The sequence below is a fragment of the Paraburkholderia sp. GAS32 genome, assembly GCF_050434225.1.
Lineage (GTDB): Bacteria > Pseudomonadota > Gammaproteobacteria > Burkholderiales > Burkholderiaceae > Paraburkholderia > Paraburkholderia madseniana.
In genome coordinates this window covers 64,288-88,674 of record NZ_JBNPVS010000039.1, presented here as the reverse complement: position 1 = coordinate 88,674, position 24,387 = coordinate 64,288, and the positions used below count along the sequence as shown (strand labels likewise).

Here is a 24,387-nt window from a genome sequence, read left to right as displayed (position 1 = left end):
CAGGATAAGCGCTGAAACTGGCTGCCTTTCCGGCAGGTCCGGCAACGCGCGGCGTGGGGAGCCATGCAAACCATCATTGATGAGCACGCGCTGTATGTCGCAAGACATCCCGGCAGGTTTTTTCTGCAGACGCTGAAAGCATTCCGCGCGAACCAGGGTTTGCTGCTCGCGGGGGCGGTAGCGTATTACGCGCTATTGTCGATTGTGCCGCTGATGATCGTGATCGTGTTGTCGCGCCTCGTGCCGCAACACGTACTGCTGGCGGCACTGGGTCATCTGCTGCAATGGCTGGTGCCAGGGCAATCCAAAGCGCTGGTGCAGGAGCTGGCCAATTTTCTTGCGCATCGCGCGGTGATCGGCTGGGTCCTGTTGCTAACGATGATCTTTTTCAGCTCGCTTGCGTTCACAGTGCTCGAGAATGCGATGTCATTGATCTTCGTACACCGGGTGGTGGTGCGTCGGCGGCATTTTTTGCTCTCCGCACTGCTGCCCTATTGCTACATCCTCTTTCTCGGCGTTGGATTGTTGATCGTGACGTTCGTATCGAGCGGGCTGGAGGCCGTCGGGGCCGAGGGCGTCGAACTATTCGGCTTGCATGTTTCATTGCAGGGATTGTCGCGCGTCGTGTTGTATTTGCTCGGCCTCGCGGGCGAGATTTTCGTGTTGACGTCAATATATATGGTCATGCCGGTTGGGCGACCGTCCCTCAAGCACGCGCTGCTCGGCGGGATTGTCGCCGCCGTATTGTGGGAGATTACGCGACATGTGCTGGTCTGGTACTTTGCAACACTGTCTCAGGTCAGCGTGGTCTATGGTTCGCTGACCATGGCGATTGTGATCCTGTTCAGCCTCGAGTGGCTAGCTACCTTGCTTCTGTTCGGCGCACAGGTAATTTCGCAATACGAACGCTTCGGACTCGAGCCGGCTGGGACGCCGCCGCAGGAAATCAAAACGGCCTGAGCCCCTCGCCCGAAAAACAAGAAACGCCACTTGCTCTTCTACTCAAGACAAGTTCGGATGCCAACGCTCCTCGCGGCGGAAAAACCACGCAAAACAGCGCAATGAGGGCGAGCCGCTGGCCATCGAATTTATTCCGGTCTGCCATGCGGAAATGGCCGCAGCCCACGCCAAATTCACCGGCGGGCCTGGTGTATGCATCGCCACGTCCAGCCCCGGCGCCTCCCATTTGATCACCGGCCTCTACGACGCCAGAATGGAACACATGCCGCTTCTCGCCATCGCCGCCCAGCAAGCCCGCGCCGCGCTCGGAGGCCACTACCGGCACGAAGTCACATATCCGTCTGGCTTGCGTCAGCTCGATGAAATGATGGCCGAGCGTGGGATTGCGGTCGATCATTTCGCAATGCATCGCTGGGCCATCAAGCCTTCTGTCCGCGCGGCGGCGCAGCCGCCTTCGCCTGCTCAGAGTTGCCGGCTTCGGCCGGGGCTTGAGGGAACAGAAATCCGTCCGGTTTCCGAACCAGCACCCGTCAGGGCCCCAGCCGCTTACCGCCGACTAATGCTTAAGCGCAGCGTACTGATCGCGCAGATCGCGCACGCGGTCATGGTTTTGCAGCACGCCCTGATACTGGCGCTCGACGATGCTGCGTACGTCCAGCGGTAGATCCTTTTCGAGCGCGTCGTGATAGCGTTTCTTCGCCACATCCTCCCCCTTTTCGCATTCGGCCAGGATTTCGTGGTCGCTGCGATTCGCTACCGCCGACTTCACGTCGACCCAGCCGCGATGCAGGGCGCCGCTCATACTGCCGTGCGATTCGGGCTTGCCGCCCATGCCTTGAACCGTATCCTGCAATTCACGTGCGCCGCGCGCGCAGTCTTCGGCCCGCGACAGAAACAGCGTTTTCAGTTGCGCGTCATGTGCGTCTTCGGCGGCCTTGAGAAAGCCCATCTCGCCGTCCTTCGACGTTTCGATCAGATCGTTCAGCACGGAAACAACGTTCGTAGCCATTCAATACCTCCAGGAGTTTCGTCAAACGTGAACTCCGCCGCCGCACCTTTTCAAGTAGCAGCGGAGTTCATCGGTCTGCCCGCATGCGATATGCCCGGAACCGACCACCCCGAATGCAAAACGGCCCGACAAAATGCCGGGCCTTCCTGTCGTCCACTTTGTTGAAAACTTCAGCGAAAAAACGCCCGGCCGTTGCACTCGGTATTTGAAACCGCTCCCTTGAATCAAGCGCGTTTCTCGTTGAATTCGCTGAGCGGCTCCGGCCGCTTGCGCGGATCGAAGTCGGCCCACCGCCCTTGCTGCCAACGGCCGGTCGCGCGTTCGATCGTCGCGCCTCCCGCGTCGCGCAGCACCCGTGCGGCATCCAGCTGATTGTCCGGCGACACGTGGACGGCGACCAGCACACCGGAGTCACGGGTTTCTTCATAACAGGGCACCCGATGCCCGGGCTTGCCGGCTTCGAGAGTGCGCGACATCGCGCCGACCAATGACCCGACATACGCCCCGACCCCGGCCGCGATCAGCGACACAGGAAGCGGCGACGAAAACGTCGCGAAGATTCCGACGCCGAGCGCTGCGCCCACCACCGCACCAATCGTGACGCCCATGCCAGCGCCCTTCGGCGCTTCCTTCGCGCTCGCGTCGGTGCTGGTGTCGCCGCTGAGTTGAAAACGCGCGTGCTGGCCGCGCGGATTGACGAAAAACAGGGTGACGTCGTCTTCGACAAAACCCGCATTGAAGAGCCGTTGCGCCGCGTCTTCAGCGGCGGGAAATGTCGTAAAGCGCGCTGCGACAATGAGTGACATATGGCCTCCTTCCATCCTTGAATAGCCGATGCGGACTATGCCACCGCACCGCGCACGGAGTTCAGGCGCATGCAGCGGCACGCGTCGGAACTATGCCGTGGTGCCGCGATCGGGGTTCATGCCTTCCACTCTGAACAGGCCGCTATGTAGCACCACGCTTTTTCCGCCGTTCTGGCCGAGCGCTTCCGTGCAAACGGAACGGATGCGATCGCGGCCGTTGTCGAAGGCGGCCATCAAGGCTGGTTCCAGCGCCGAATCTGCACCAAAATGATCTTCCAGTGCCTCGGCGGTTATCGTGCACTCAACCAGCGCGCCATTGACGCGCGCCGCAAAGCGCACTGTCAGATTCGCGCCGTCGAAGACCGGCTGGTCGTCGGGAAAGGTGATATGCATAAGGGCATCCTCATAGGCCGACCGCGGCTAACACGCGATCATGACGCACTCTTCATTGCGCCAGCGAGTTGCTGCGCCATCGCAAGGTGATGTCTGATCGTCGGCAGCGCGTGCGTGGCTGCGGCCTTCAGTTGCGCGTCGGTGCCGCTCTGGCTCTCCTGCTGGAACAGGTCGACGGCTCGTTGATGCGCTTCTACCCCGATCTGCTCGACGTATGCCTGATCGAACTCCTTGCCCTTGAGCGTTTGCAGCTTGCCGACCAGCGCGGAATCGGCGGCCGGCGTCGCGCCCAGACCCTTGCTGGCAGCCAGTGCGTCCATGCTGCGCGAGAGCTTCGTATGGTCGGCAATCATTTGCTGTGCGAATGTTTTGACGTGCGGATCGCTCGAATTCCTGAGCGCTATTTTGCTTGCCGCGATTTCGGTCGCGTCGGCCTGCGAGGCATCCTGCACGAACTGCTGGTCCGCCGCCGACAGCTTCACGGCGCCCGTCGCTGCATCGCTTGTCTGCGCGTACACCGCGCCGACCGAAGCGGCGCCAACACCCAGCGCGGCAGCCATCACTTGAAGGAAGTATCGGGATTTCATGCTCTTTCTCCCAGGTCGACGTATTCACCGGAACGCAGGTCCGCCTCGCTGTCATCTCGCCGTGCGGTCAATGCAGGCCATGCGGCGCCCTCGCGCACGGCGAGGCGGGCTCGTTGAGCACGCCGATTACCCGCCGCGAGCAAAGAAGATGCAGCGTGCGGGCCGCCTCAAGCTTCTTCTTCGAACGCTGCCATCACTAGCCACAGGTCGCGCTCGCCGTCGCGAATCTCGGCGGCAAACGCGTAGCGATCACGCGGTCCGCACACGCGCTCGAGGGCCCGGTGCGCGACCTCGCCGTCGTTGAACACACGTCCGGACAGAGGACGCACTTCCTGTTTTCCCTCGAACATCCGCTGGTTCCAGCGATACACGAGCGGCTGCGATTTCCAGTCGCGGAAGCATTCTCTGACGTGCTTGAAATCGCCACCGCAGATATTCATCTGGTAATGGATTCTTGAGTCCATGATTGCACCTCCTCCGATGCAAACGCATGCGTTCATTCTCCCCCGCCCGAGAACCGGGCCGCTTGCATCGATTGCGTCGATACAGCCGGAGCAGCATGTCCGCGCCTGTCCACCTCCTCAACCTGCCTATATTGCCGCTCCTGCGTCTGCCTGATCATGAGGCATTTCAACCCAGCCCGCCTTACCGCAAATCGGCGCCAGACCAAATTCATTGGCTGGCACCTGACGCCGCGGCCGCTGCGGCCTGCGTGCTCGCCTTATCGGGGGCGGCGGCGGCCGCGCCGCTACTCGTGTCAGCGGTGCTGCCGGTGGCCGCGTAACCGTCCATCACGCCACTGCTGTTGCTAGTGGCGCGCTTGCAGCCGCCGACAGCCGTCAACAATACGAGCGCCGCCACCATCAGCAGTTGTTTGCCCGTGCTTTGATTAGTTAGCTGCTTCATCACCCCTCCTTCATTGAAGTCTCCGTAGGTGAATATGCATTCGCCGCGCAGCGTAAATGTTGCCTGCTGTCATCAGTCGCTGAGCAAGGCGTGTGCCTTCCCGGCGCACGCTCTGAAAAAGCGGCGATGCCGGGCGTGTAGAACATGGGCACGCGACGTGCGTCGTCTTCGTGCATCGGAGTCTTTATGGAGAAGACAATGCAAACCACGCCGAAATCCAACGAGGTCTTCAATACACCAGGATCGGAAGACGATCAGGCCCAACCGGCACCACCGGACGACAGCCGCAATCTGCCCGAGTTGCCCGATCCTACTGAAGTCGGCGAAGACGGCTAGGCACCCGAGGTGCCGACCACGCGCAAAGCGGCCATGCCCCTGCGCGTCGACGATTCATCAGTTCTCTTCGGATACTCATACGAAAGAATTGCAATCCGGCCCGCCTCCTTTGCGCGCGCCGTACCGCCGCGCATCGAATTCCGTCGCGGGCTGTCCCCTGCCAGCGGTTGTGCAACCGATGGAACGCCCGTTGGTGCATCAGCCATACACCCAACCTGTAGAGGAGGAAGGTCATGCCGATCCAGATACAGACGCAAGACAATCTGCGCCAGAGCCAGGGCGCACGCATCGTCGGCAAGGTCCGCGCAAGCGTGGACGGCCCCGGACCGGACGTGATGGCGGCGGTGGCCCTCGACGGCAACAAGGTGCTCAGCAGTGACGGCAAAGACATCGGCAAGATCAAGGACGTCATGCTCGACGTCGGCTCCGGCCGCATCGCGTATGCCAGCGGCGGCTTTCTCGGCATCGGCGACTGGTTGCCGGCCATTCCATTGCGCGCGCTAACGCTCGATACGCAACAGAAACGCTTCGTACTGGCGAGGACAGCCGAGTGCGTGAAAAACGCGCCGGGCTTCGACAAGGATCACTGGCGTTCAATGGCGAATCAGACATGGGCCACCTCCGTGCATCAGCACTACGGCAGCGAGCCGTATTGGGGACGCGATCCGTTCAACCGGCGCGACGATTTGGGCGTCGCCGAGATTCCAGCCGGATCGTCGGATGCGCCGGAGGCCGGCGGCCTGAAACTGTAATCCGGCCGCTGTTGCAGGCTGGTCCTACAGCTTCAGGTTCGGGGCTTGCTTACCGTGATCTGCCGGCAATCCTTCAACGCGATGTCCGGCGCGTTTCGCTTTGAGCACGCGAAACACACGAAGCACTCCGCCAAGCGACTTCACACGAAGGAGGCAAAACCATGGCCGCCAGCAAACCGAAACATCCAGTCGCGCGCGGCAAGGCGGGACGCCCGCCGCGCCAGCGGCATGCGCGGGCGCATGCGCACGCCAAGGCGAAGACCGTCAAAAACGGCGCCACGAAGAGTGAACAGAAATGGTCGCATCACGTAATGGAAACCAGTGACGCGATGGATATCGAGCACAACATTTTCAAAACCGGCAGCGCGCAGTCGATTGCGGAGTCGCTCAAACGTTCGTCGACGCAGAGCCGCCGCCGCAAGGGCACGCCGTTCCAGTCCGCGATGTCGATGCTCAACTTCTATATCAACCGCGCGGGCAGAAATCTGCCGAAGACGCGCTGCGATACGTTGCAACAGGCCAAGCGCAAATTACGCGAAGCGTTCGGACGTTCGCCTTGAGGCGCCACCGCGCGCACCATCGGTCCGATAGCGTCCGATGCCATACGCGCAGGCGCGGCCGGGCATCGCGCGGAATGGGCGCCTTTCAACCGGCAACGCGTGCAATGTTCGCGCGCCAGCCTCAAGCGGATGCTCATGCACGAAGAATCACTCTGGTTTCTCATCGTCGGTGCTGTGCTTGTTTTCATAGGCATTGCGGCGACGACTTTGCGTCGGCTGCCCTGTAGCGCTGCGATGTTCTACCTGGCCACCGGTTACGCGCTCGGGTCGCCGGGCATTGGTCTGCTGCGCCTCGATATCGCCGCCGACGCGCACCTTCTTCGCACCATCACCGAAATCGCGCTGCTGGTGTCGCTGTTTGCGATCGGTTTGCGCTTGCGGCTAGGAGTCCTCGAGAAGCTCTGGACCGTGCCGCTGCGGCTCGGCTTCCTCGCCATGCTGGCGACGGTTCCACTACTGACGCTCGTCGGCGTCTTCGCGTTGCAACTCGGCTGGGGCCCGTCTTTGCTGCTCGCGGCGATTCTCGCGCCAACCGATCCGGTGCTGGCTCACGACGTCCAGGTGCACGATCCCTGGCGACCACGATCTGCTGCGCTTCGCGCTATCCGGCGAAGGTGGCCTCAACGACGGCATTGCACTACCCTTCGCGATGCTGGGCCTCGCGTTATGCGCAGCGCCTGCTGCCAATGCCGGCGACGTGCTGACCTTCACGCTCGCGGGCAGCATGGTGTGGGGCGTGGCCGGCGCCATCGCGATCGGCGGGCTGCTCGGTTGGGTCACGACGCACGCGGTTGCATGGTTGCGCACGCGCCATGCGCAGGCACTCGGCCTCGAAGGTTTTTTCGCGCTCGGCCTGATCGAACTCACGTACGGCGCTGCCCAACTCGCACATACGTACGGCTTTTTAGCGGTGTTCGCAGCGGGTGTCGCAATGCGCCGCGTCGAGCATCGCGCGAGCGGGGGAATTTCGCCTCGCAAGGCAATCGGCACGGTCGATTCCGAAGACATCGACGCAACCGCAACGAATCCGAGCAAAGCGCATGCGTATATGACGGAATCGGTGCTCGGTTTTACGATCGAACTCGAACGCATCGCCGAAGTCGCGGTGATGGCGATGGTCGGCAACGTGCTCGCCAATCTGCAAGTGCCGCTGTTCACATGGCAAACGGTCGCGCTCACCGTCGCGCTGTTCGTGCTGGTGCGACCGGTGTCGGTGGAATTGTCGCTGCTGGGATCGAACGCGACACATACCCAGCGACGGCTGATGAGCTGGTTCGGGATTCGCGGCATCGGTTCTTTCTACTATCTCACGTACGCGCTCGAGCACGGCGCCGCTGCGGACATCGCACCATTGGTGCCGCTCGCATTGGCCGTTGTCGCGACGTCGGTAGTAATACATGGCGTCTCGGCCACGCCCTTGATGAACTGGTATCACCGGCTGCGGGGCAGCGAAGATTAGCCGCGCGAACTCGTACCCGCGAGCCTCGATCTGCTCGATCGTCAATCGACGAGGCCGGCATCCTGACGGCTTCAGGTCATGCGGCTGGCCACCAGTCACATGCACACGGCATGATTGATGCTCATAACATAAAAGTGGTGGGTAAGGCTTCCCTACTGCCGCTGCTGCGGGTCTTCCAATACGCTGGGCTCTTACCTGAGCAGCATCAATCCCGTTTGCTAATGCAGGAGAACGATCATGCGCAGAAGACAGTTCATCTTGACCAGCAGTGTCACGATCGCGGCAAGCAGCCTCGGGCTCACTGGCTGTACCACCACGTCGGCGTCGAAGGCTTCAGACAATGCCGATAAACGCCAGTCCATCAACGCCGGTGTCGACGCGACGCTCGCGCGTCTTTACACCACCGTCAACGGTTCGCACGAACTCGTGTCGAAAGCCCGCGGCGTGCTGGTGTTTCCATCCGTCATCCAGGCCGGCTTCTGGATCGGTGGCCAGTACGGAGAAGGCGCGTTGCGTGTTGGCGGCCAGACGGCCGGGTACTACAGCACGGCCGGCGGCTCCTTCGGGTTGCAGATCGGCGGGCAGTCCAAGTCGATTGTCTACCTCTTCATGACACAGGATGCGCTCGAACGGTTCCGCAACAGCGAGGGCTGGGCAGTCGGTGCCGACGCCACCGTTGCAGTGGCGAAGGTGGGGGCGAACGGCAATATCGATACGTCGACCGCAACCGCGCCGGTGCAGGCGTTCGTGCTGACCAATGCCGGCCTGATGGCCGGCGTGTCGCTCGAAGGCACCAAGATCACGCGGCTTCGGATCTGATGGCAGGCCCGATCTCACGACAGCGGCAGCTCGGCCGGCGCAAGACGCTATACATGCGTACGCGAGAACGCCCGCACCGTGCGTGATGCCTGCCGACCACCGCTCCCCTATCGGGGTCGCCCGGGTCATCGAAAAATTTGCGGTGGTCGACTGCGAATCCAGCCGGGTCAGTTCGTCTTAGAGCTAACAACAACGGGGATTCGTAGTCCAATCCCTCTCCGAGTATCGACCACGGATGCAAAACTATTTCCCGAGGTGGATAAGAAAATAGCAGGGCTACTGCCAATGGCGTTACGTAGGAGGAACGATGCTCCCGCTCATTCTTGGACCAAGATACAACATCCGCGTCACCTGCGATGCCAGCCCCAGCAATGACCGAAGTGAATCGACGATAGAAGTCAATCCGACCAATCCGTACAACATGGTCGCGTCGTCCAAACGATTCACCGACCCGCACACCTATGCGTTCTCGCTCGCCGCGTATTCGACATTCGACGCGGGCCGATCGTGGCAGGAGGCTGCGCCCCTCGGGCTCCTCGCGGGCTGGGACGGGGTTTCGGATCCGACGGTCGCCTTCGATGATGTCGGAGGCGCGTATCTCGTCGCTCTGCCGTTTCAGGGAGCCGAGCCGATGGCCATAGCGGTGTACAAGTCTACGGACGGCGGTTTGACCTGGTCCGCTCCGAACCTCATTCACTCGGCGCCTGGCGATGACAAGCAGTCGGCCGCGGGCGATACCAATCCCGGCAGCCCCTATCATGGCCGTGTTTACGCCGCCTGGGACGGACCGGGTGGACTGCTCTTCGGGCGCACCATCGACTACGGAACCAGCTGGCGTGGGACCGGAGCGAACCCGGTCGGAACTTCGCTTGCTCCGACATCGTTCGGACCCCAGGTCGTCGTGGCCGCGGACAGTAGCATTTACATCTTCTTCATCGCCGGCGCCGACATTCAGTTCGTCAAATCCACCGATGGCGGGGATTCGTTCTCGAACCCGGCCACAGTGGCGAGCGGAATCACGGGCTTGCCCGGCCAGCTACCCGGTGGGACGTTCCGGACGCCGACGGTCGCGACGGCCTGTGTCGGCGTCAATGCGACCGACCTGGTTGTTGCCTGGGCCGACTATCGACAGGGAGTCGCCCGCATCTACTATGCGCGCTCCAACAATGGCGGCGCCGTCTGGCAGTCGGGCAGTGGCTCCGGCATGCCGCTGTTGAGCGGCGGCGCTGTCTCTGCCCCTGATCAACACGAGTTCCAGCCGCAACTTGCCTGCACGCCACAGGGGGACGTCGGCTGCGATTTCTATCTCTTCGGGCCGAAGGGAGGCGGCACGACACCGTTGATCGACGTTGTCCTGACAGCGTCGGCCGACAACGCGGCAACCTTCGTGGATCGGGCCACGGTGACCGAGATGCCGTGGGACCCCACAGTGGATGCCGTCTGGGCGCACGGAGATCCCAACGTCACCTTCATTGGCGATTACTTCGGTCTGGCCGCGAGCCCGCTCGGGTTCTTCCCGTTCTGGATGGACACTCGCACCGGAACCCAGGAAATGTTCACCGCGCGCGTCGCGGTCCGGCCCGCGAACGTCTATATCAGGGACTCCTCGAGCGACACAGGCGCGGTACCGTCACCCGGCAATCATTGGGAGGCTCCGGATCTGATCGTGCGCCGGCAGCAGGACGGCAACGCCGTCTGGGTTGATCAGGATTTGCTGCGCGACGGTGTGACGGACCATTTCATCTACGGCAAGATCACCAACCTCGGGCCCAATCCCGCAGAGAATGTCACGCTCGCTGTCACCGTTGGCAACTATCCCGCGCTCGATGCGCTGCCCGGGCTGGAGTTTCGTTATCCGCAGGATTGGTATCCGGGCGACTGGCAGACGGCTGCAGACCAGCAGAGACACCTGTATCTCGGTGAGAGTGCGCCGATCAATCTGGCGGTGGGCGCCACCCGTATCTTCGGACCCATTCGCTGGCCTGCCGCCCAGATTCCTCAGGAGGGGACCTGGCACCCATGCCTCCTGGCCGAAGCGCGCGGGGACAACAACGACTCCGCAGGCGGCCTTGATGGTGCGCCACTGCTGGTCGCGCCCGGTACGTGCGATTACGGCAGCTACTTCTGGGGCGACAACAACGTCTGTCAGCGCAACCTGTCATACGCACATGTCTTTGCCGACGCCGAGAACCTGATCGAGTTGCCCTTCATCATCGGCAGCCCATACAGTCACGCAAAGCTCATCGAGGTCATCGTCCACAAGGACTACCGGCTCGACGACGTTCCGATGATTCTCGAAGTGCTTCCGCCCAGGAAGGGGGAGAAGCCGCCTGTACCTGACAGGAATCACATGCACGGCGCCAAGCTTACTGGCAAGCATTGGAACCTGACCCATCGAGTGGCTGGAGTCGGCTTTGCGGTTGAACCAGGGCAGACGCTTCGCCTGAAGCTGTCGGTCAAGCTTCCCAAAGAATTCGATCTAGACGCCCCGACGAAGCTGGCCATCTTCCAGCGCAATGACGGCCATGTCACCACCGGCAGCGCCATCCTCGAGCTCGTTCGCGGCCACGTCAAGCAGGCGAACCACGAACGGAAACAACGTGCTCCTTCGGCGCGCAAATCGGGGCGATGACGCCGCGCACCATCGAATGCCAGTTTTTATTGCATGCACCTTGCAAAATCGGCCTGCCTGCGCCGTTGTTTACACCTGAATTTGCGAGGCACCTTTTCCGAGCTGGGCTGTCGAGCTCCAACGGCCCGCTGTTACCGCCCGGGGCCTTTTCATGCCGCTGGTCGTGTCTTAATGACCACCCCATGAATGAAGGTTTCGCGCCGGGCGATCACTCGACTTTCGAATAACCGATGAGGGGGGATCATGTCGAATATCCAGGTCACGCACGATACGAGCGTGAATAACGCGAGAAGCGAAAGCAATATCGCGGTCAACCCCAATAACCCGAAGCACATCGTGGCGGGATCCAAGAAGTTCCGGGACATTCACAATTACGACTTCATTCTGGCCACCGAATACTCCACGGATGGCGGCCTCTCATGGCATGATTCTGCCGCTCTTGCGCTACCCGGCTTTACGCTTCTCACCGACCCTGCGCTTGCCTGGGACGATGTGGGAAACGTTTATCTTGTCGGTCTGTCGGGCAACAATCCGCCGACCTTCGACACTGTCGGTATCGTGATCTACCAGTCGTCGGATGGCGGACAGACCTGGAGCGCTCCACTGCCGATCCACAACAGCGCTGGCGATGACAAGCAGTGGGCGGCGGGAGACACGAATCCGTCGAGTCCGTTTCGCGGCCGCGTCTATGCAGTCTGGGACGACGGATCTGACATGCGGTTCGCACGCACCACAGACCATGGCGCGACCTGGATCGGTGCGGGACCTGGCGTGACGCCCGCCGGCACGGTGCTCGTCAATGATTCGTTTTCACCGGACATAAGAATCGCGGCCAACGGTGACATCTATATCGTCTGGATCGCGGGAAGCGAGATCAAGATGATCGTGTCGACGGACGGGGGCGACAGTTTTGCGCCAGCGGTATCGCCGGCCGCGGGCGTGACGACGCTCAATGCCGGATTGCCGGCCCCTCATGGGTGGCCGGTGTTTCCGGGCGGAAACTTTCGCGTGCTGACGATCCCATCGGCCAGCGTCTTCGGGAGCACGGTCGCCGTGGCATGGGCCGACTTCCGCGAAGGCGTGTCCCGTATCTATTGCGCAGTGTCGCCTGATGGTGGCGCCAGCTGGCCCACCGGTCTCTCGGGAAAGCCGCTGCTGGCAGGACCGCTACCCTCGGGTTTGCAGCACTTTCACCCGCAGATCGTCACCGATCCCAACGGCGTGATCGGGTGTGCCTTCTACGAATTCGGACCCAAGCCGTCGACGCCGCTCATCGACGTGATCATCGCCCAGTCGATCAATGGCGGGATCTCGTTCGATCGTGCCACCGTGACAGACCAGCCATGGGATCCGGCCATCGACGCACCGTGGTCCCATGGAGATTCCAACGTTACCTTCATCGGCGATTACTTCGGGCTGGACGCCAGCACGCGGGGATTCTATCCGCTCTGGACGGACACGCGAACCGGTATCCAGGAACTCTGGACTGACATCGTGCGGTCCCGCGCACATGTCGGCATTCCGCCCGGCCTGTATGGGCAGGTCGCCCAGATTCTGGACGGCATCATTCAGGACGGCGGTGGCGACGAGATCGTGGGCGGGCATATCGTACATATTCCGCCTTGGGGCCCCGAACTGGATATTCTGCTGGGTGTCGCGATCCAGCGGATCGCCACGCTTGTCGCCAGCCCCGGGGGTATCGGCATTCAGAGAGCAGCCATGGCCATGGTGGCGCACGTAGCTCAACAGGAAGTAAAGCGTCTTGAAGGCAAAGGATAGGCGACCAGCGCGGAGTGTGAAGATTCGCCAACGTGCTGACGTCTGTCGTCCCGGCGGCTGCACATCGGCGTCCGCATTTTCGCGGGATGCAAGACTACCTCGGATAGACGTGCGCAACTGTGCGTGAGCGTGAGCGGCGTGCGCGATCCACCGTATCGACGGCGATGGATCGCGCTGCGCCGGTGGCGGTGCGCCTCGGATCTGATGGGCGACCGTTACCTCTGTTTCCGTACCGAGCATTGCAAAATGGTACGCGGGACGCTCGACGTTAGGGGCGTGCTGCCCGCGGGGGCCAATTGATTGAAAGCTGTACAGAGGGTCGCCGAATTCACCGGCTGCAATTTCTATGTACGGGATGGATTCCGAAGACAGGTTTCGGCTTGCTCTTTGACGGGGGTATTCAATCGAACTAACCCAGAAGCAATGAGACTATCGATCGTTTTCTTATTGGCCACGGGGTCGCTTTGGAGAAGCTGTAGAGCATTATTTGCATCGAGTTTCGTGCTTCCGGTTGTCAATCTCGAGTTCTTCTCCTCGATTGTGGAACGTACCAGAAACTGCCCGACAGTTGAATAAACTTGGGAGGCCCGCCCTCGATGGTGGTTTTCAGGATGCGTTGGCTCATCGTCCCGACGCCGGTGCTTCGTCAGTCCCGTCGGGCAGAGTGTACGTGTAGGCTTCAGCGCCGGCCAAGGCCCCCGGTTGTCGGAGCGCTCCGCCACCGTTGCCGCTGGCCGGATACCACCGGGTCGACGTTGGATCGAGCACGCCGACAAACCCTTTGCGCCAGTGGCGATCGAGGAAATCGCGATAGGCGACGTAGCCATACATCCACAGATTTGTCTCGCCCCGCCTGATGCGCTCCAGGTCGTCGTCACTCAGGCTTAAGGATTCCGCAAGGCTGTACGATTCACCCTGTTTCACGACGTTACCTAACGCGCCGGGGTCGTCGATAGCGCCGACCGGATAGCGCGGCTTCGGGTCGAGCTGCGCCGCGAGCTTCCAGCGCAACGCTGCGCGTGTCACCTCGGCGGCCGTGTGACCGTGGTTGGTCAACGTCACGACTAACCTGCCGCCGCGTCGCGCGGTGTCGGGATTCATGTGTTCCAGCAGCAGGCGCATGTCGGAGACGATCCACCGCGGCTGCCCGGCTGCGACCGAGGCCTCTGCACTCAGGTGCGCGGCAAGCGCGCCTTCCGCGGCCGTCTTTGCCGCTTGCCTGGCGATTGCGACACCCGCACGGGCGTCCCGCCCCACCTTGTACGTCGACCGCCACAGGAAGCCAGTAAAGAGGGTAAGCAGCCCGACCAACGCAATCAGCAGCGTGTCGCTGATCTTCATCCGGTGACCGCCCCCCAGGTACCAATACTCGTCGGACTCGGACTCTTCCGTCTCGCTGCGGGTCGGCGGCTGAGCGCTTCGTCCGGCTGACGCCGCCCGCGCCGGCGACGGCTCAACCGGACGTGTCGCAGACTCTGCGCGATCCGCGGCCGCTACGCTACCCGTCGGTGAAGCGGCGCCAGTTTCCAGCGCCGAGGCCATCTCTGCGTCGCTTGCTGGAGAGGTCGTGCTGGCCTTCGGCACGGGTGCCTGTGCATGCGCCGAGGTCGACGTAACGCCGCCTGCCAGCGCCAGAATCACCAGGGTGCGTCGCTTCATGTTTGCGGCTCCTCCACCTCGCCCATCAACGTGCGCAACTCTACTTCGAGCGCGGCGATCGCGGGCGGAATCTCGTCATTGACCTTTCAATAGACCTTGATCCACTGCTTAAGCTCGCCGGGTCGTGGTGCGATGAGCAGTTGGTACACGTTGGCGTTGCTCACACCAGTGATTGGCGGATCGCATCAATACGACCGACCGATGAATCCAACTGAAATATCCCGTACGCCGTGCAGCTCGTCTTGAACACTTCGCTCGCATCGACCACCTGCTGCATCAGCTGCTCGGGCGCGGGTCGACCCGCTGTGCCCGTCGCGCCGATGTCGGACGTGTTACAGGCTGCGGGATGTCGCGACAACCCCGTCCCGGCGCAGGGAAAACGGAGGATTTTTCAGTTCCCGGAGGAGAGGCCAAAATGCCCTTTAAGAAGCTGACTCCTTAACCGGCTGGACAAGTAACGCGTATGCATCGTCGCGCGCCTTGAAACGGCCGACCCCGGCTTCTATACATCGATCACGCGCGATAAATGCAATCGCGGCGTCTTACAGTTTTCAAAATCGGCCTGCCAGCACCGTTGTCCACACGTGATTTCGCGATCGTCCCGTGACGACCGAAATGGCGTCATTCGCGCGTCGCCCGGCAGTATAGCTTGGACCGCCGTAGCTCACATTAACGATGCCGTCTGTACAGGTCCGTGATTTCGTGCGAGTCGCGAATAGCGTTGACAACCCTACTTACGGTCCAAACGAAATAACGTGGCAGAAAGATCTGTCCCGAAGATTCGTCGAGGTTCAAGTGGGGTATCGACACCTATCACTCGCCGCAAACGAATTGCTCACCATGCTGTTGCGTGACGCTTTCCTTGACGCGGTCCACGTTACACATGGACCTGGAATAATCCGGCGTGCTCCATCGTTTAATCAGCAGGTAACCACGTCTCAAGCGGCAAGTCTCTACCGCCTCGGTGTGAATTTGTGCAAGCAAACCGAGGTGCCACGCGACACCGGTGATGCCGCGCGTCGAACGGTCGGGGATCACTGCAGGAGCCGATCATGCTCCACCTACTTCGTTTCGGGATAGGCCTCGCCTGTCTCGGCTTTTCTGCGCCGATACTCGCGCAAACATATTACGATTCATCCGTGCCAGCCGACAGCGCCGATTGCCGCGCTTTCAGCGGCCAGGCAGAGATCGACGGCACGATGCAGCAGATCGTCGGACGTGCGTGCCGGCAAAGTGACGGGACATGGCAGATCGTGCAAAGCCCTGATGGTAGCGTGCCGGTCTACCCGGTCGCAACCTACCCGTATCCCGACCCCTGGTATTGGGGGCCGCCGCTTTTCATCGGCGGGGGCGTGAGCTTCATCTTTGTCGATCGTTTCCATCATTTCCATCATTTCCGTCACTTCGATCGGTTCGATCGCTTTGATCATTTCCACCATTTCGATCACAACCACTTCGGTGCGCCAATGGGAGCGGGCTTTCACCGTGGACCATTCCCCGGCGTAGGCATGCCCGTGTCCGGTGGCATGCCCGTGTCCGGTGGCATGCGCGGGTCCAGTGGCATGCACGGATCCGGTGGCATACCCATGTCCAGTGGCATGCACGGGTTCGGCGGAATGCGACGGCACTAGCGCAACTTTTCCTGTTCCCAACTCTTATCTCGGATAGCCAAAAAGGGGGCAACTGAAGATCGAACTATGCAAGCCAGTGCTGCCGGTCGGTGTTAGCCGGTGGCGATGTCGGCGTCAAGCTGATGGCAAAAGCGTCCAGTGAGGAGTTCGTCGTGAAACGCCTGAAGATTTGCGTCACGCTGACGGCGCTGGCCGCGGCGTGCGCATGCGGGTCAGCAGATGCCGGGCACACCCGGGTCTTTGTCGGTGTGGGTATCCCTTTCTACTATCCGGTCGCTCCGCTCCCGTACTATTACCAGCCCATCGTCGCCGTACCCGTTGCCCCAACAAACTATGTCGAACAAGGGCAGCCGTCAGCCGGGCCGGGCCAGTCGAGCGGCTCCTGGTATTACTGCGAGGGATCCAGGGCCTATTACCCGTACGTGAAGCAGTGCCCTGGCGGGTGGCGTGAAGTGTCTCCGCAGCCGGCACCGTCCCGTTGACGGTCAGACGGATTTTCAAAGCCATATGAGCTATTCAAGGTCTGTCCTGATCGCCTCGCTGGCCTGGGTCAGCGCGTGCTCCGTCCTGCCAACTGCGCCGAGCGTGATGGCGCTGGCCGGTACGGGAAAGACGTTCGACCAGTTCCGGGCGGATGACGCCACGTGCCGGCAATTTGCGTTCGAACAGATGGGCGGGGTGTCAGCCAACCAGGCGGCGACCGCAAGCGCGGTGGGCAGTGCTGCCATTGGAACAGCACTCGGCGCGGCCGCGGGTGCGGCGTTCAACGGAGGCTCCGGCGCGGCCGTGGGCGCAGGTGCCGGCCTGCTTGTGGGGAGCGCGTTTGGCGCGGGTGCCGCGCAAGGCTCGGCCTACGACGTGCAGCGCCGCTACGACTACTCGTACCTCCAGTGCATGTATGCCGTCGGTGATCGCATTCCGGTCCGCGGACGCATGATGATCGCGCCGGGCACACGGCCCTATGCACCGCCGCCCCCAGGCTTGCCGCCACCGCCGCCTCCGGCGAGTTGAGGCTGACGCTCGCGATCCGTTGCCAGGTACTCCTTATTCACTCACAGTGTAACGTCGCCTCACGTCGCACTCACGCTCGCCTTTACGCCCTTCCGTCGACAAAGCCACGGAAGCAGGCTCGCCGTGGTTAGCGGTTCTCGTACCTTCCGCACAAAATCTGCCTGTTTGATTCTGAAAATCCATGTGGATCACAACAACTTGCAGGATCGCCCAATGCGGAAAACTTGCCGATCCACCGAGTCTTGCTGCAAGCAGCTTTTCGTAGAACGAACCTTCGTGCTCACGGAATAAAAAGCGAACGCGAGTCGTTTAACCATGAGTGGATGGCGCTGTGCCTGGTCGTGCAGCGGCGTCGATCCACAAGGCGGTGACGACGGTTGGCGGTTCGCGACATGAATAACGTGACGCGATTCATATCGCTTGTGACGTTGCTTGCAGGGTCGGGTTGTCACGACCTGGAACGGTCCCGCGCGATCGACAACCCGGCGGTTGCCGGAAAGACAATCGCTTTGCAGGTTTGCTCAAACTGTCATGGCGCGAACGGCGTCTCGGTGTCGCCGATGTTTCCCAAGCTGGCGGGTCAACAGCGGCAATCCTTATCGACCAATTGACGGACTTCAAGACTCATAGCCGAGCTGATCCGAATGCCAAACGATTCATGTGGGGCTTTACTCACTTGAGCGACGCGCAGATCGAGGAGATTGCCACGTATTTTTCGGATCAGGCCGCGGCTCGGGGTGAGTCCGGCGATCGCATGCTCATCGACCAGGGGAGGACGATTTTTGCGTCCGGCCTGCCGGACAAGGGCGTGGCGGCATGCATTTCATGTCACGGCCAGCACGGCGAGGGGGCGGGTCCATTTCCTCGCCTCGCTGGTCAACATGCGGATTATGTCGTGAAGCAGCTGCTGGTCTACCAGGACACCGAAGACAGGCCCCGTGGTGCAATCATGAAGGCGGTCTGCAACAACATGTCGGAACAGGATATGCGCGCAGTAGCTGCTTACGTGGAGGCGTTTCCGCCCGAGACCGGGATGCCGACCGACAAGCCCACCGATCGAAGAGCAGTCCATAATTAGGGGTGCCCAAAGGCGCCAGGCCGCCCCGTTGCTTCAGTCCGTCTTTATAGGCCCGCCAGATCGTCACCCCGAACGATATCGTCGGCATGCGGTGCCGGCGCGCAGCGTTGTGTCTGTTCGGCATTGAATTCCGGCAGGAGCTGGCAAGCCGGAAGTTTGCCTCATAATCTTCCCAGATTCCGATCCGCGCACCAACGCCGTTGGCGACTCGCTGCAGGCGACCTATAGTGTTGGGGAACGCCGGATAGTCCACGGATGACGCCCCAGCAGATGACTTGACTAAGCCGGGAATAGCTAACTTCGATGCGTGCTCAGTCCTTTGTCAGGCGGGTGCAGACACCTCGAAAGGATCATCATGGCTTTCCGGATGCGACTCGCAATCCACGCGGTACTTGTATTCGGGTATGGGTGTCTTGTTCCGGTTATCGCATTTGCACATATCGGCCAAGGCGACATATCCGGCGGCCTGCTCGCCGGGTTCAGACACCCGATTTCCGGCCTGGATCATGTCGTCGCGATGGTTGCAGTTGGATTGTGGGGTGCCCAGCTGGGGAGGCCGGCGATTTGGGTGCTGCCGGTCACCTTCCCGATCGTCATGGCCTTCGGCGCTGTTCTCGGCGGCCTGGGCGTCCCGATTCCGGGGATCGAAGTCGGCATTGCGCTATCGGCACTGGCGCTCGGTGCGGCAGTGGCACTTGCGTTGACGCCGCCGCTCTGGATTGCGGGTCTGCTGGTTGCCGTGTTCGCCATCTGCCACGGACACGCACACGGTGCGGAACTGCCCGGGTCCGCGAACGCAATGACCTACGCGATTGGCTTCGTCGCGGCCACCGGCACACTTCATGCACTCGGCATCCTGACCGGCACAGTCAATCGCTGGAAGGCGGGCGGCTACGCACTGCGGGCAGGCGGAGCCCTCATCTCCGGCTGCGGTGTCTATTTCCTCACGTATGCGATTCGGGGAGCGTGACGCATGCGCGCATTGCACCGGATGGTCCGGCAAGCTGCTGCCGGTCTGAGTGCGCTGATGTTGCTTGCATCAGCCGAAGCACACTCGGTGTACCAGGGCGCGGGCGACTTTTACGCCGGGATGCTGCATCCGTTGACGTCGCCGGAACATGTATTGCCAATGCTGGTGCTCGGCGCGCTGGCAGGGCAGAACGGCCTGAAACGGTGTGAATTCGTGCTTTGGGCGTTTCCGGCCGCCATGGCGGCCGGCGCGTGCACTGCGCTTTCAGTTCCGGATCTGCGTGGTGTTCTCCTGCTTAACGTTGTCTCAGCCGTATTGCTGGGTTCCCTCCTTGCGGCTGCCTTGACGTTGCCGTCATGGCTGATCTTGATTCTATCGGTCGGGTTCGGCCTGACCCACGGGTACGCAAACGGATCAGCCATCATCGGTCAAATCCGCCCAGGGGTTTTCATAGCGGGCATGGTGGTCGCGAGCTTCATCCTGATCGCCTACACGATTGCGGCGACCTCGTTCCTGCTGCGGCTACGGCCCACCTGGATCGCCATCGCCGTACGCGTCGCGGGCAGCTGGGCCGCAGCAATCGGGCTTCTCGTTCTCAGTCTCACTCAACGTGCGTTGCTTCTCTCCTAGGGCATCTCCATAGCCGTCAATGGCATCTAAAGTGCAAGCACTGTCAGCCCGGTCGTTCGTTCATAAATCCACAGGGTCGCGAAAACCGAGATGGCTGCTGATCCGCCGTACAGGGTAGCCAGGCGAAACCAACGACTTGACCGATAGATGTAAAGAATGGGCAATAGCAGCAGGACCAGCGAGATCTGCCCCAATTCCACACCGATATTGAACCCGGCAAGGGCAGCCGCAAGCAGGGATGTCGGGAGGGCCATATCGGTCAGCACGCTTGCGAAGCCGAAGCCGTGGATCAAGCCAAAAGAAAACGCGACAAGCCAACGGCGCCTGCGCACCAGCGGAACAATGTTGTTGAGCGCAGAAAGCAGGATCGTCACGGCGATCGCCACTTCCACCCACCGCGACGGCAACGCCATAACGTGCAGCGTGGCAAGAGACAACGTGATTGCGTGCGCCGCCGTGAACGCGGTGACAAGCTTCAATACATCGATCGACACGGCACCCGATGAGTCGGCAGGAAACCACTTTTTCCCGTGCAACACGCAAGCTGCCGGCAACATCAGTGACAGGAGAAACAAGGCATGGTCGAAGCCGCGCCAGATGTGCCACATGCCCTCCCCAACGAAATCGATGAAGGCGCGCCCGACTCCCTTCCCGCGTATGTCCAGGATCTCGGTCGGACGACTGAGCCCAAGAATAGCCGTCGTGGTAGCGCCGTTGCTCACGACGTGTACGAGTCCTTTGTGCAGCGTGTCGACGTCGGCAAACAAGCGGTAGTCGATGCCAAGCCGGATCGGTCGAGTTGGACAGGCCACGTCGAATTCGAGCACCGCGTACGCGCCGTCGCTGTGGTGGTCGATCAGCAGGTCGCCTGGATGAATCGCGCACGCTCGCCCGTCACTCGTAAGCTTGATCCGCGTGAAGGCATACGACTTGATGTCCGCTTCGCGGACGCGGACCTCGCCCCACGTCAGCACGCCGTCCCCGTCCGCATCGAGGATAAGCGGATTGTCCAGGTCCCGAAGTGCGATATCCCATCGGCCCGCAATCGTTTTGTCGCTGACCGTAAGCGTCAGATAACTGTCGCTCGGCTTGTGCGCCTGCACCGCGGCAGCCCAGCACAACATGAAGAGAGCAACCCACCCGGACGCTCGCGGTTTCATGCAGACGGCTCGCCGCGCATCGCCTGCATCGCGAACCCGGTCGCAAAACCAAGGCTTGCCAGCCGCGCCTCGAGTGATGTCAAGACCGGATGGCGCAATCGCGCGGTCTTCAGCCACGTCATCGCGGGAGCGGCGCGGGCAGGCTGCCGGGCGGCGATCGCCGCCTCCATCAGGATCCGGCAATCTGCGACCTCCTTTTGCACCTGCCAGTCAGCCTCGGCCAGGCTGAGCGCTTTCTCCGGGTCGTTAAGGAGTTTCAGGTTGAAAATGGCTTCCTCGCGCAGATGCACGCGATCACCCCGCTCGGCGGATGCCGCAAACCGGCTTCGCAAGTCTTCGACATGAGGCGCCAGATCAGCATTCAGCCCCGCCTGTTTCTCTGCCAGCGCCAGGCGAAGGAGCAGGTTGTCGTTTCGGATGTCGGCCGCGAGCAGGGCGAGGACCTCCCTGGGCCGGTTCCGGTCGAGCAGGAAGTCAGCCCAGGCTGCTTTAAGGTATGCGTCGCGCGGATTGGCGACCAGCGCCTTGAGGAAGAACTGTTCGGCGGCTTCCTGCTTGTCCATCCAGACCGCCGTTTCGGCTTGACTGACCATCAGCCAGGCGTAGAGCGAATCGGTCGGCGGTATCTGCGCGGCAAGATGTTGCAAAAGGAGATAAGCCTGCTCGGGCCTGCCGCTGACCGCTGCCACATTGGCGAGGCATATCCCCGCGACGGCGGTATTCATCAGGATGAGCCGACCGCAACTCTCCCGGGCCTCCAGGTAGCGACCTTGCACTTGCAGGATATTCGCACGGATCAGCCACGCATCCACGTTGTCCGGCTGGGTGTGAATTGCGAGGTCGAGATCGTCGAGCGCGCTCGCAAAGAAATGGTTGCTTTGCCGGACGCTCGCACGCAACACCAATGCGCGCGGCGGTGGGTTTGGCTGCCGGAGCCACGGTTCGATTGCGGCTTCGGCCTGGCCCAGGTCGCGCGGGTCCTGATCGCGTCGAAAACGCTCCAGGTGGCGCTTCGCGAGCTCAGCCGCCAGGTCGAAGTTCTGACCGCCCGCAGCGAGGGCTGCGTGCATGCTCGCAATGGCCGAGTTAAGTGCGTCGTGCGCACGGGGCGGGAGCGTTTCCAGCACCTGTGAGTCCTGTTGCGGCCGCACGGGAGCCGCGTTCACCAACGCGCCTGCCAGTCCAACGAAGAGGCACGATACGCAAAGGATGCGGCGCACATTCGTTTCCCTTTTAACGACACGCGGCCGGTTCGAACGATAGGCACGTAGCACCTTGAGGGCGGTCGATCTTTTTAGCGCCATGGCCCGCCTCGGTCTGCCATGCGGCGACAGGGTGAACCCCGCGCCGCATCATGGTCTGCTGCGACCCATTCAGGTTGCGCTTGCCCGGTTATCAATTCATCGCACCCGGGATCGGCGTGGTCAGATAGGGAAAGGAATTGTCAAATACGCTGTCGTCGATGGCTGCGCCGTCTGTCAGCGCAGCCGCTCCGGCCGGAGCGTCGGACGGCGAGCAGCCGAAGATTCCAGGCTTGTTGAATGTACACAGCACTCCTATCACCACCCTGAGTGATGCCGTGACGACATCGTCCCCTGGCCGCCGTCCGTTTGGAAAGCCCGCGTTGTCGCCGGCGAGGACCCCCAGATTCTTCTGACTGCCCTTGGGTGTGGGCGGAATAGACGTGTTCAGACGCAACATTTCGGATGGTGTAACCGTTCTCAGCTGATTGAGTCCCTGAAATCCTGTGAGGAATGTGAAAACCAGATCGAGGCGCGGGAAGTTGGTAGGCGCTTTGGCCCCCGGGAAAAGACTCTCGATCAACGCAGGAAGCGTGGGATTTGTCACATAGTCCGCAAACTGCCCATCGTTCGCGGGCTTCGAATTGTTGAATTTGTCCTTGTCCTTCAAGCCGATCACGAGTTCGTTGACCAGTGGCATCCCGAGCCGGGAAACTTGCGTCCACCCCCTCTCTGATATACCTGCCGCGTCGTCATCGCTCAGCCTCTCCTTGCGAATGCTTGACGTCGTCCAGCCACCAACAACCGGGCCGCCGCGCCCGCCAATCAGACATTGGGCCGGAACCTCGAGCGCGATCGAGGTGATGTTCTTGTCGGACAGATCGTTCGCGTTACCGTTTCGGGGACCAAGCGGATCAAGGTTGAGCAAGTCGAACGTCTTGCCTAGCGCCACCGCAAACGACTCCTTTCTCTGGCCTACAAAAACGCGCCCTGGAGCACCGCACCCGGGAATGTTGATCGTGTACACATATTGCTGCGCGTAGCTGGCATAACCACTTACGCTGCCAAACGTCTTGGTCCCTATGAAGTCCGTTGGTTTGGTGAACGTCGTGATGCCGCCCGGACCCGTGACCACTTCCTCAGAATCTTCGTGATAGGCACCACGCAATACCTTGAGCGTGTACGTTTCGTTAACGTTCAGCTTCGATGAATCGCCCGCTGACACCGGGCCCGCCTGAACGAGCGGAATCGCCACCTGCTTGCCGCCGACGTTCAGCGCGACGTTGCCGACTGTATTCTTGAAACGAAACTGAAACGTCAGGTGCGCTCTGCCGTCGCCCACGTTGTCGATGTGAATTTCGTACAGCGCCTTGGGGTCGAGGGCGAAGTAATTCGGGCCGCCGTAGGCGTCTTCCAGGGGCGAGTAGTTCGCGATCAGCGTCACATAGCCGTGTCGGTTCGGCTCATAGCTGTTGAACATGTAGAAGTCGGTGCCATCCACCTTCGGCATCGTTGCAATCAGCGGCGCCTCGCGATGGCTCGACGCGTAAGCAACGCTCGCGGCGGCACACAATAGAATTCCGGCGGCGAGTACCTGCTTCGATGCGAGGTAGACCGGCCGCAGATTAAATCCTGAAGTAAGCATGGCAACTCCTCAAAGATACGACGCCGGAACGGCGGTTCGTCACAGGAAGGAGGACACTGTCTCACTATAGGCAAGATTCGTTGCTGCGATATGGATTTCCCGCAGGCACGTAGCGGGATGGTGCCGCGTGGCATGTGCATGTCGGCGGCTCATCGCGTCGCTCTCGCGGCATCGCGCCCAGTATTCGCGACGTCAGCTTGCTGGCCACACTATCGTCAGCACGAAGTGCTGATCGACGCACCTCATCTCTCGATATATGGTCTGGCAAATCCGGTGAACGGTGATGCTCCAGCAGAAATGTTCTTCGATGCGTGTCCAGAGGACCTGGCTCACATGGCAGTTCGCGTGCCGCGAAGTGCTGCCA

At 61.4% G+C, this 24,387-nt stretch carries 23 protein-coding genes and 2 pseudogenes; 15 read left to right on the top strand and 10 right to left on the bottom strand.

Going from position 1 to position 24,387, the window contains the following annotated elements:
* Window positions 1-63: 63 nt before the first annotated feature.
* Both P3T25_RS35240 and P3T25_RS35235 read left to right on the top strand, forming a co-directional pair.
* Window positions 64-960 (top strand): YihY/virulence factor BrkB family protein, encoded by an 897-nt coding sequence (locus P3T25_RS35240; RefSeq protein WP_429361689.1) that lies wholly within the window; start codon window positions 64-66, stop codon window positions 958-960.
* Between the two features lie 112 nt (window positions 961-1,072).
* Window positions 1,073-1,303, top strand: a pseudogene (locus tag P3T25_RS35235) (thiamine pyrophosphate-binding protein); the annotation flags it as partial.
* A 213-nt stretch (window positions 1,304-1,516) separates the two neighbouring features.
* Here the strand turns inward: P3T25_RS35235 and P3T25_RS35230 are convergent.
* The 6 genes from P3T25_RS35230 to P3T25_RS35205 form a co-directional block, all read right to left on the bottom strand.
* Complete coding sequence (locus P3T25_RS35230) at window positions 1,517-1,969, bottom strand: PA2169 family four-helix-bundle protein (protein ID WP_429361687.1); 453 nt, start codon at window positions 1,967-1,969, stop codon at window positions 1,517-1,519.
* A 224-nt stretch (window positions 1,970-2,193) separates the two neighbouring features.
* Complete coding sequence (locus P3T25_RS35225; RefSeq protein ID WP_429361685.1) at window positions 2,194-2,775, bottom strand: hypothetical protein; 582 nt, start codon at window positions 2,773-2,775, stop codon at window positions 2,194-2,196.
* 90 nt (window positions 2,776-2,865) lie between these two features.
* Complete coding sequence (locus tag P3T25_RS35220; protein ID WP_429361683.1) at window positions 2,866-3,168, bottom strand: DUF1488 domain-containing protein; 303 nt, start codon at window positions 3,166-3,168, stop codon at window positions 2,866-2,868.
* 38 nt (window positions 3,169-3,206) lie between these two features.
* Window positions 3,207-3,755, bottom strand: coding sequence for a DUF4142 domain-containing protein (locus tag P3T25_RS35215; protein WP_429361681.1), 549 nt, complete (start codon window positions 3,753-3,755; stop codon window positions 3,207-3,209).
* A gap of 167 nt (window positions 3,756-3,922) precedes the next feature.
* Complete coding sequence (locus P3T25_RS35210) at window positions 3,923-4,219, bottom strand: hypothetical protein (protein ID WP_429361679.1); 297 nt, start codon at window positions 4,217-4,219, stop codon at window positions 3,923-3,925.
* A gap of 208 nt (window positions 4,220-4,427) precedes the next feature.
* Window positions 4,428-4,661, bottom strand: a complete 234-nt coding sequence (locus P3T25_RS35205) for a hypothetical protein (RefSeq protein WP_429361677.1) — start codon at window positions 4,659-4,661, stop codon at window positions 4,428-4,430.
* Window positions 4,662-4,847: 186 nt separating this feature from the next.
* On the opposite strand from P3T25_RS35205, the gene P3T25_RS35200 reads away from it, so the two are divergent.
* From P3T25_RS35200 to P3T25_RS35170, 7 genes and pseudogenes are all read left to right on the top strand, one after another.
* Window positions 4,848-4,997, top strand: coding sequence for a hypothetical protein (locus P3T25_RS35200; protein WP_429361675.1), 150 nt, complete (start codon window positions 4,848-4,850; stop codon window positions 4,995-4,997).
* A 233-nt stretch (window positions 4,998-5,230) separates the two neighbouring features.
* Entirely contained in the window at window positions 5,231-5,749 is a 519-nt protein-coding gene (locus P3T25_RS35195) for a PRC-barrel domain-containing protein (RefSeq protein ID WP_429361673.1), read from the top strand.
* Between the two features lie 161 nt (window positions 5,750-5,910).
* Window positions 5,911-6,309: a DUF3175 domain-containing protein gene (locus P3T25_RS35190; protein ID WP_429361671.1), complete on the top strand. Its 399-nt coding sequence runs from the start codon at window positions 5,911-5,913 to the stop codon at window positions 6,307-6,309.
* Window positions 6,310-6,444: 135 nt separating this feature from the next.
* Window positions 6,445-7,768: pseudogene (locus P3T25_RS35185) on the top strand (cation:proton antiporter).
* A 237-nt stretch (window positions 7,769-8,005) separates the two neighbouring features.
* Window positions 8,006-8,587 (top strand): BPSL1445 family SYLF domain-containing lipoprotein, encoded by a 582-nt coding sequence (locus P3T25_RS35180; RefSeq protein ID WP_429361669.1) that lies wholly within the window; start codon window positions 8,006-8,008, stop codon window positions 8,585-8,587.
* 307 nt (window positions 8,588-8,894) lie between these two features.
* Window positions 8,895-11,219: a sialidase family protein gene (locus P3T25_RS35175; protein WP_429361667.1), complete on the top strand. Its 2,325-nt coding sequence runs from the start codon at window positions 8,895-8,897 to the stop codon at window positions 11,217-11,219.
* 243 nt (window positions 11,220-11,462) lie between these two features.
* Window positions 11,463-12,998: a sialidase family protein gene (locus P3T25_RS35170; RefSeq protein WP_429361665.1), complete on the top strand. Its 1,536-nt coding sequence runs from the start codon at window positions 11,463-11,465 to the stop codon at window positions 12,996-12,998.
* A gap of 621 nt (window positions 12,999-13,619) precedes the next feature.
* On the opposite strand, the gene P3T25_RS35165 is transcribed toward P3T25_RS35170, so the two are convergent.
* Window positions 13,620-14,657, bottom strand: coding sequence for a hypothetical protein (locus P3T25_RS35165; protein WP_429361663.1), 1,038 nt, complete (start codon window positions 14,655-14,657; stop codon window positions 13,620-13,622).
* A gap of 1,052 nt (window positions 14,658-15,709) precedes the next feature.
* Between P3T25_RS35165 and P3T25_RS35160 the strand changes: the two genes are divergently transcribed.
* From P3T25_RS35160 to P3T25_RS35135, 6 genes are all read left to right on the top strand, one after another.
* Window positions 15,710-16,288, top strand: coding sequence for a hypothetical protein (locus P3T25_RS35160; protein WP_429361661.1), 579 nt, complete (start codon window positions 15,710-15,712; stop codon window positions 16,286-16,288).
* A 507-nt stretch (window positions 16,289-16,795) separates the two neighbouring features.
* A complete protein-coding gene (locus P3T25_RS35155; protein WP_429361659.1) occupies window positions 16,796-17,299 on the top strand; it encodes a hypothetical protein in 504 nt (167 codons plus the stop codon).
* A gap of 392 nt (window positions 17,300-17,691) precedes the next feature.
* Entirely contained in the window at window positions 17,692-17,910 is a 219-nt protein-coding gene (locus P3T25_RS35150; protein ID WP_429361657.1) for a c-type cytochrome, read from the top strand.
* Complete coding sequence (locus P3T25_RS35145; protein ID WP_429361655.1) at window positions 17,817-18,377, top strand: c-type cytochrome; 561 nt, start codon at window positions 17,817-17,819, stop codon at window positions 18,375-18,377. Before P3T25_RS35150 ends, P3T25_RS35145 begins: the two co-directional genes overlap by 94 nt.
* 367 nt (window positions 18,378-18,744) lie before the next feature.
* Window positions 18,745-19,347 (top strand): HupE/UreJ family protein, encoded by a 603-nt coding sequence (locus P3T25_RS35140; RefSeq protein WP_429361653.1) that lies wholly within the window; start codon window positions 18,745-18,747, stop codon window positions 19,345-19,347.
* Between the two features lie 3 nt (window positions 19,348-19,350).
* Window positions 19,351-19,977, top strand: coding sequence for a HupE/UreJ family protein (locus P3T25_RS35135; protein WP_429361651.1), 627 nt, complete (start codon window positions 19,351-19,353; stop codon window positions 19,975-19,977).
* 26 nt (window positions 19,978-20,003) lie between these two features.
* Here the strand turns inward: P3T25_RS35135 and P3T25_RS35130 are convergent, their stop codons facing one another.
* The 3 genes from P3T25_RS35130 to P3T25_RS35120 all read right to left on the bottom strand — a co-directional run bounded on the left by P3T25_RS35130 (window position 20,004) and on the right by P3T25_RS35120 (window position 24,023).
* Window positions 20,004-21,080, bottom strand: coding sequence for a HupE/UreJ family protein (locus P3T25_RS35130; protein WP_429361649.1), 1,077 nt, complete (start codon window positions 21,078-21,080; stop codon window positions 20,004-20,006).
* A gap of 53 nt (window positions 21,081-21,133) precedes the next feature.
* The gene (locus P3T25_RS35125) at window positions 21,134-22,264 is read right to left on the bottom strand and encodes a hypothetical protein (protein ID WP_429361647.1); all 1,131 of its coding nucleotides are present in this window, start codon (window positions 22,262-22,264) and stop codon (window positions 21,134-21,136) included.
* 268 nt (window positions 22,265-22,532) lie between these two features.
* Window positions 22,533-24,023 carry a DUF4331 domain-containing protein gene (locus P3T25_RS35120; RefSeq protein WP_429361645.1) on the bottom strand — a complete coding sequence of 497 codons (1,491 nt, stop codon included), beginning with the start codon at window positions 24,021-24,023 and terminating at the stop codon, window positions 22,533-22,535.
* Between the last annotated feature and the right edge of the window lie 364 nt (window positions 24,024-24,387).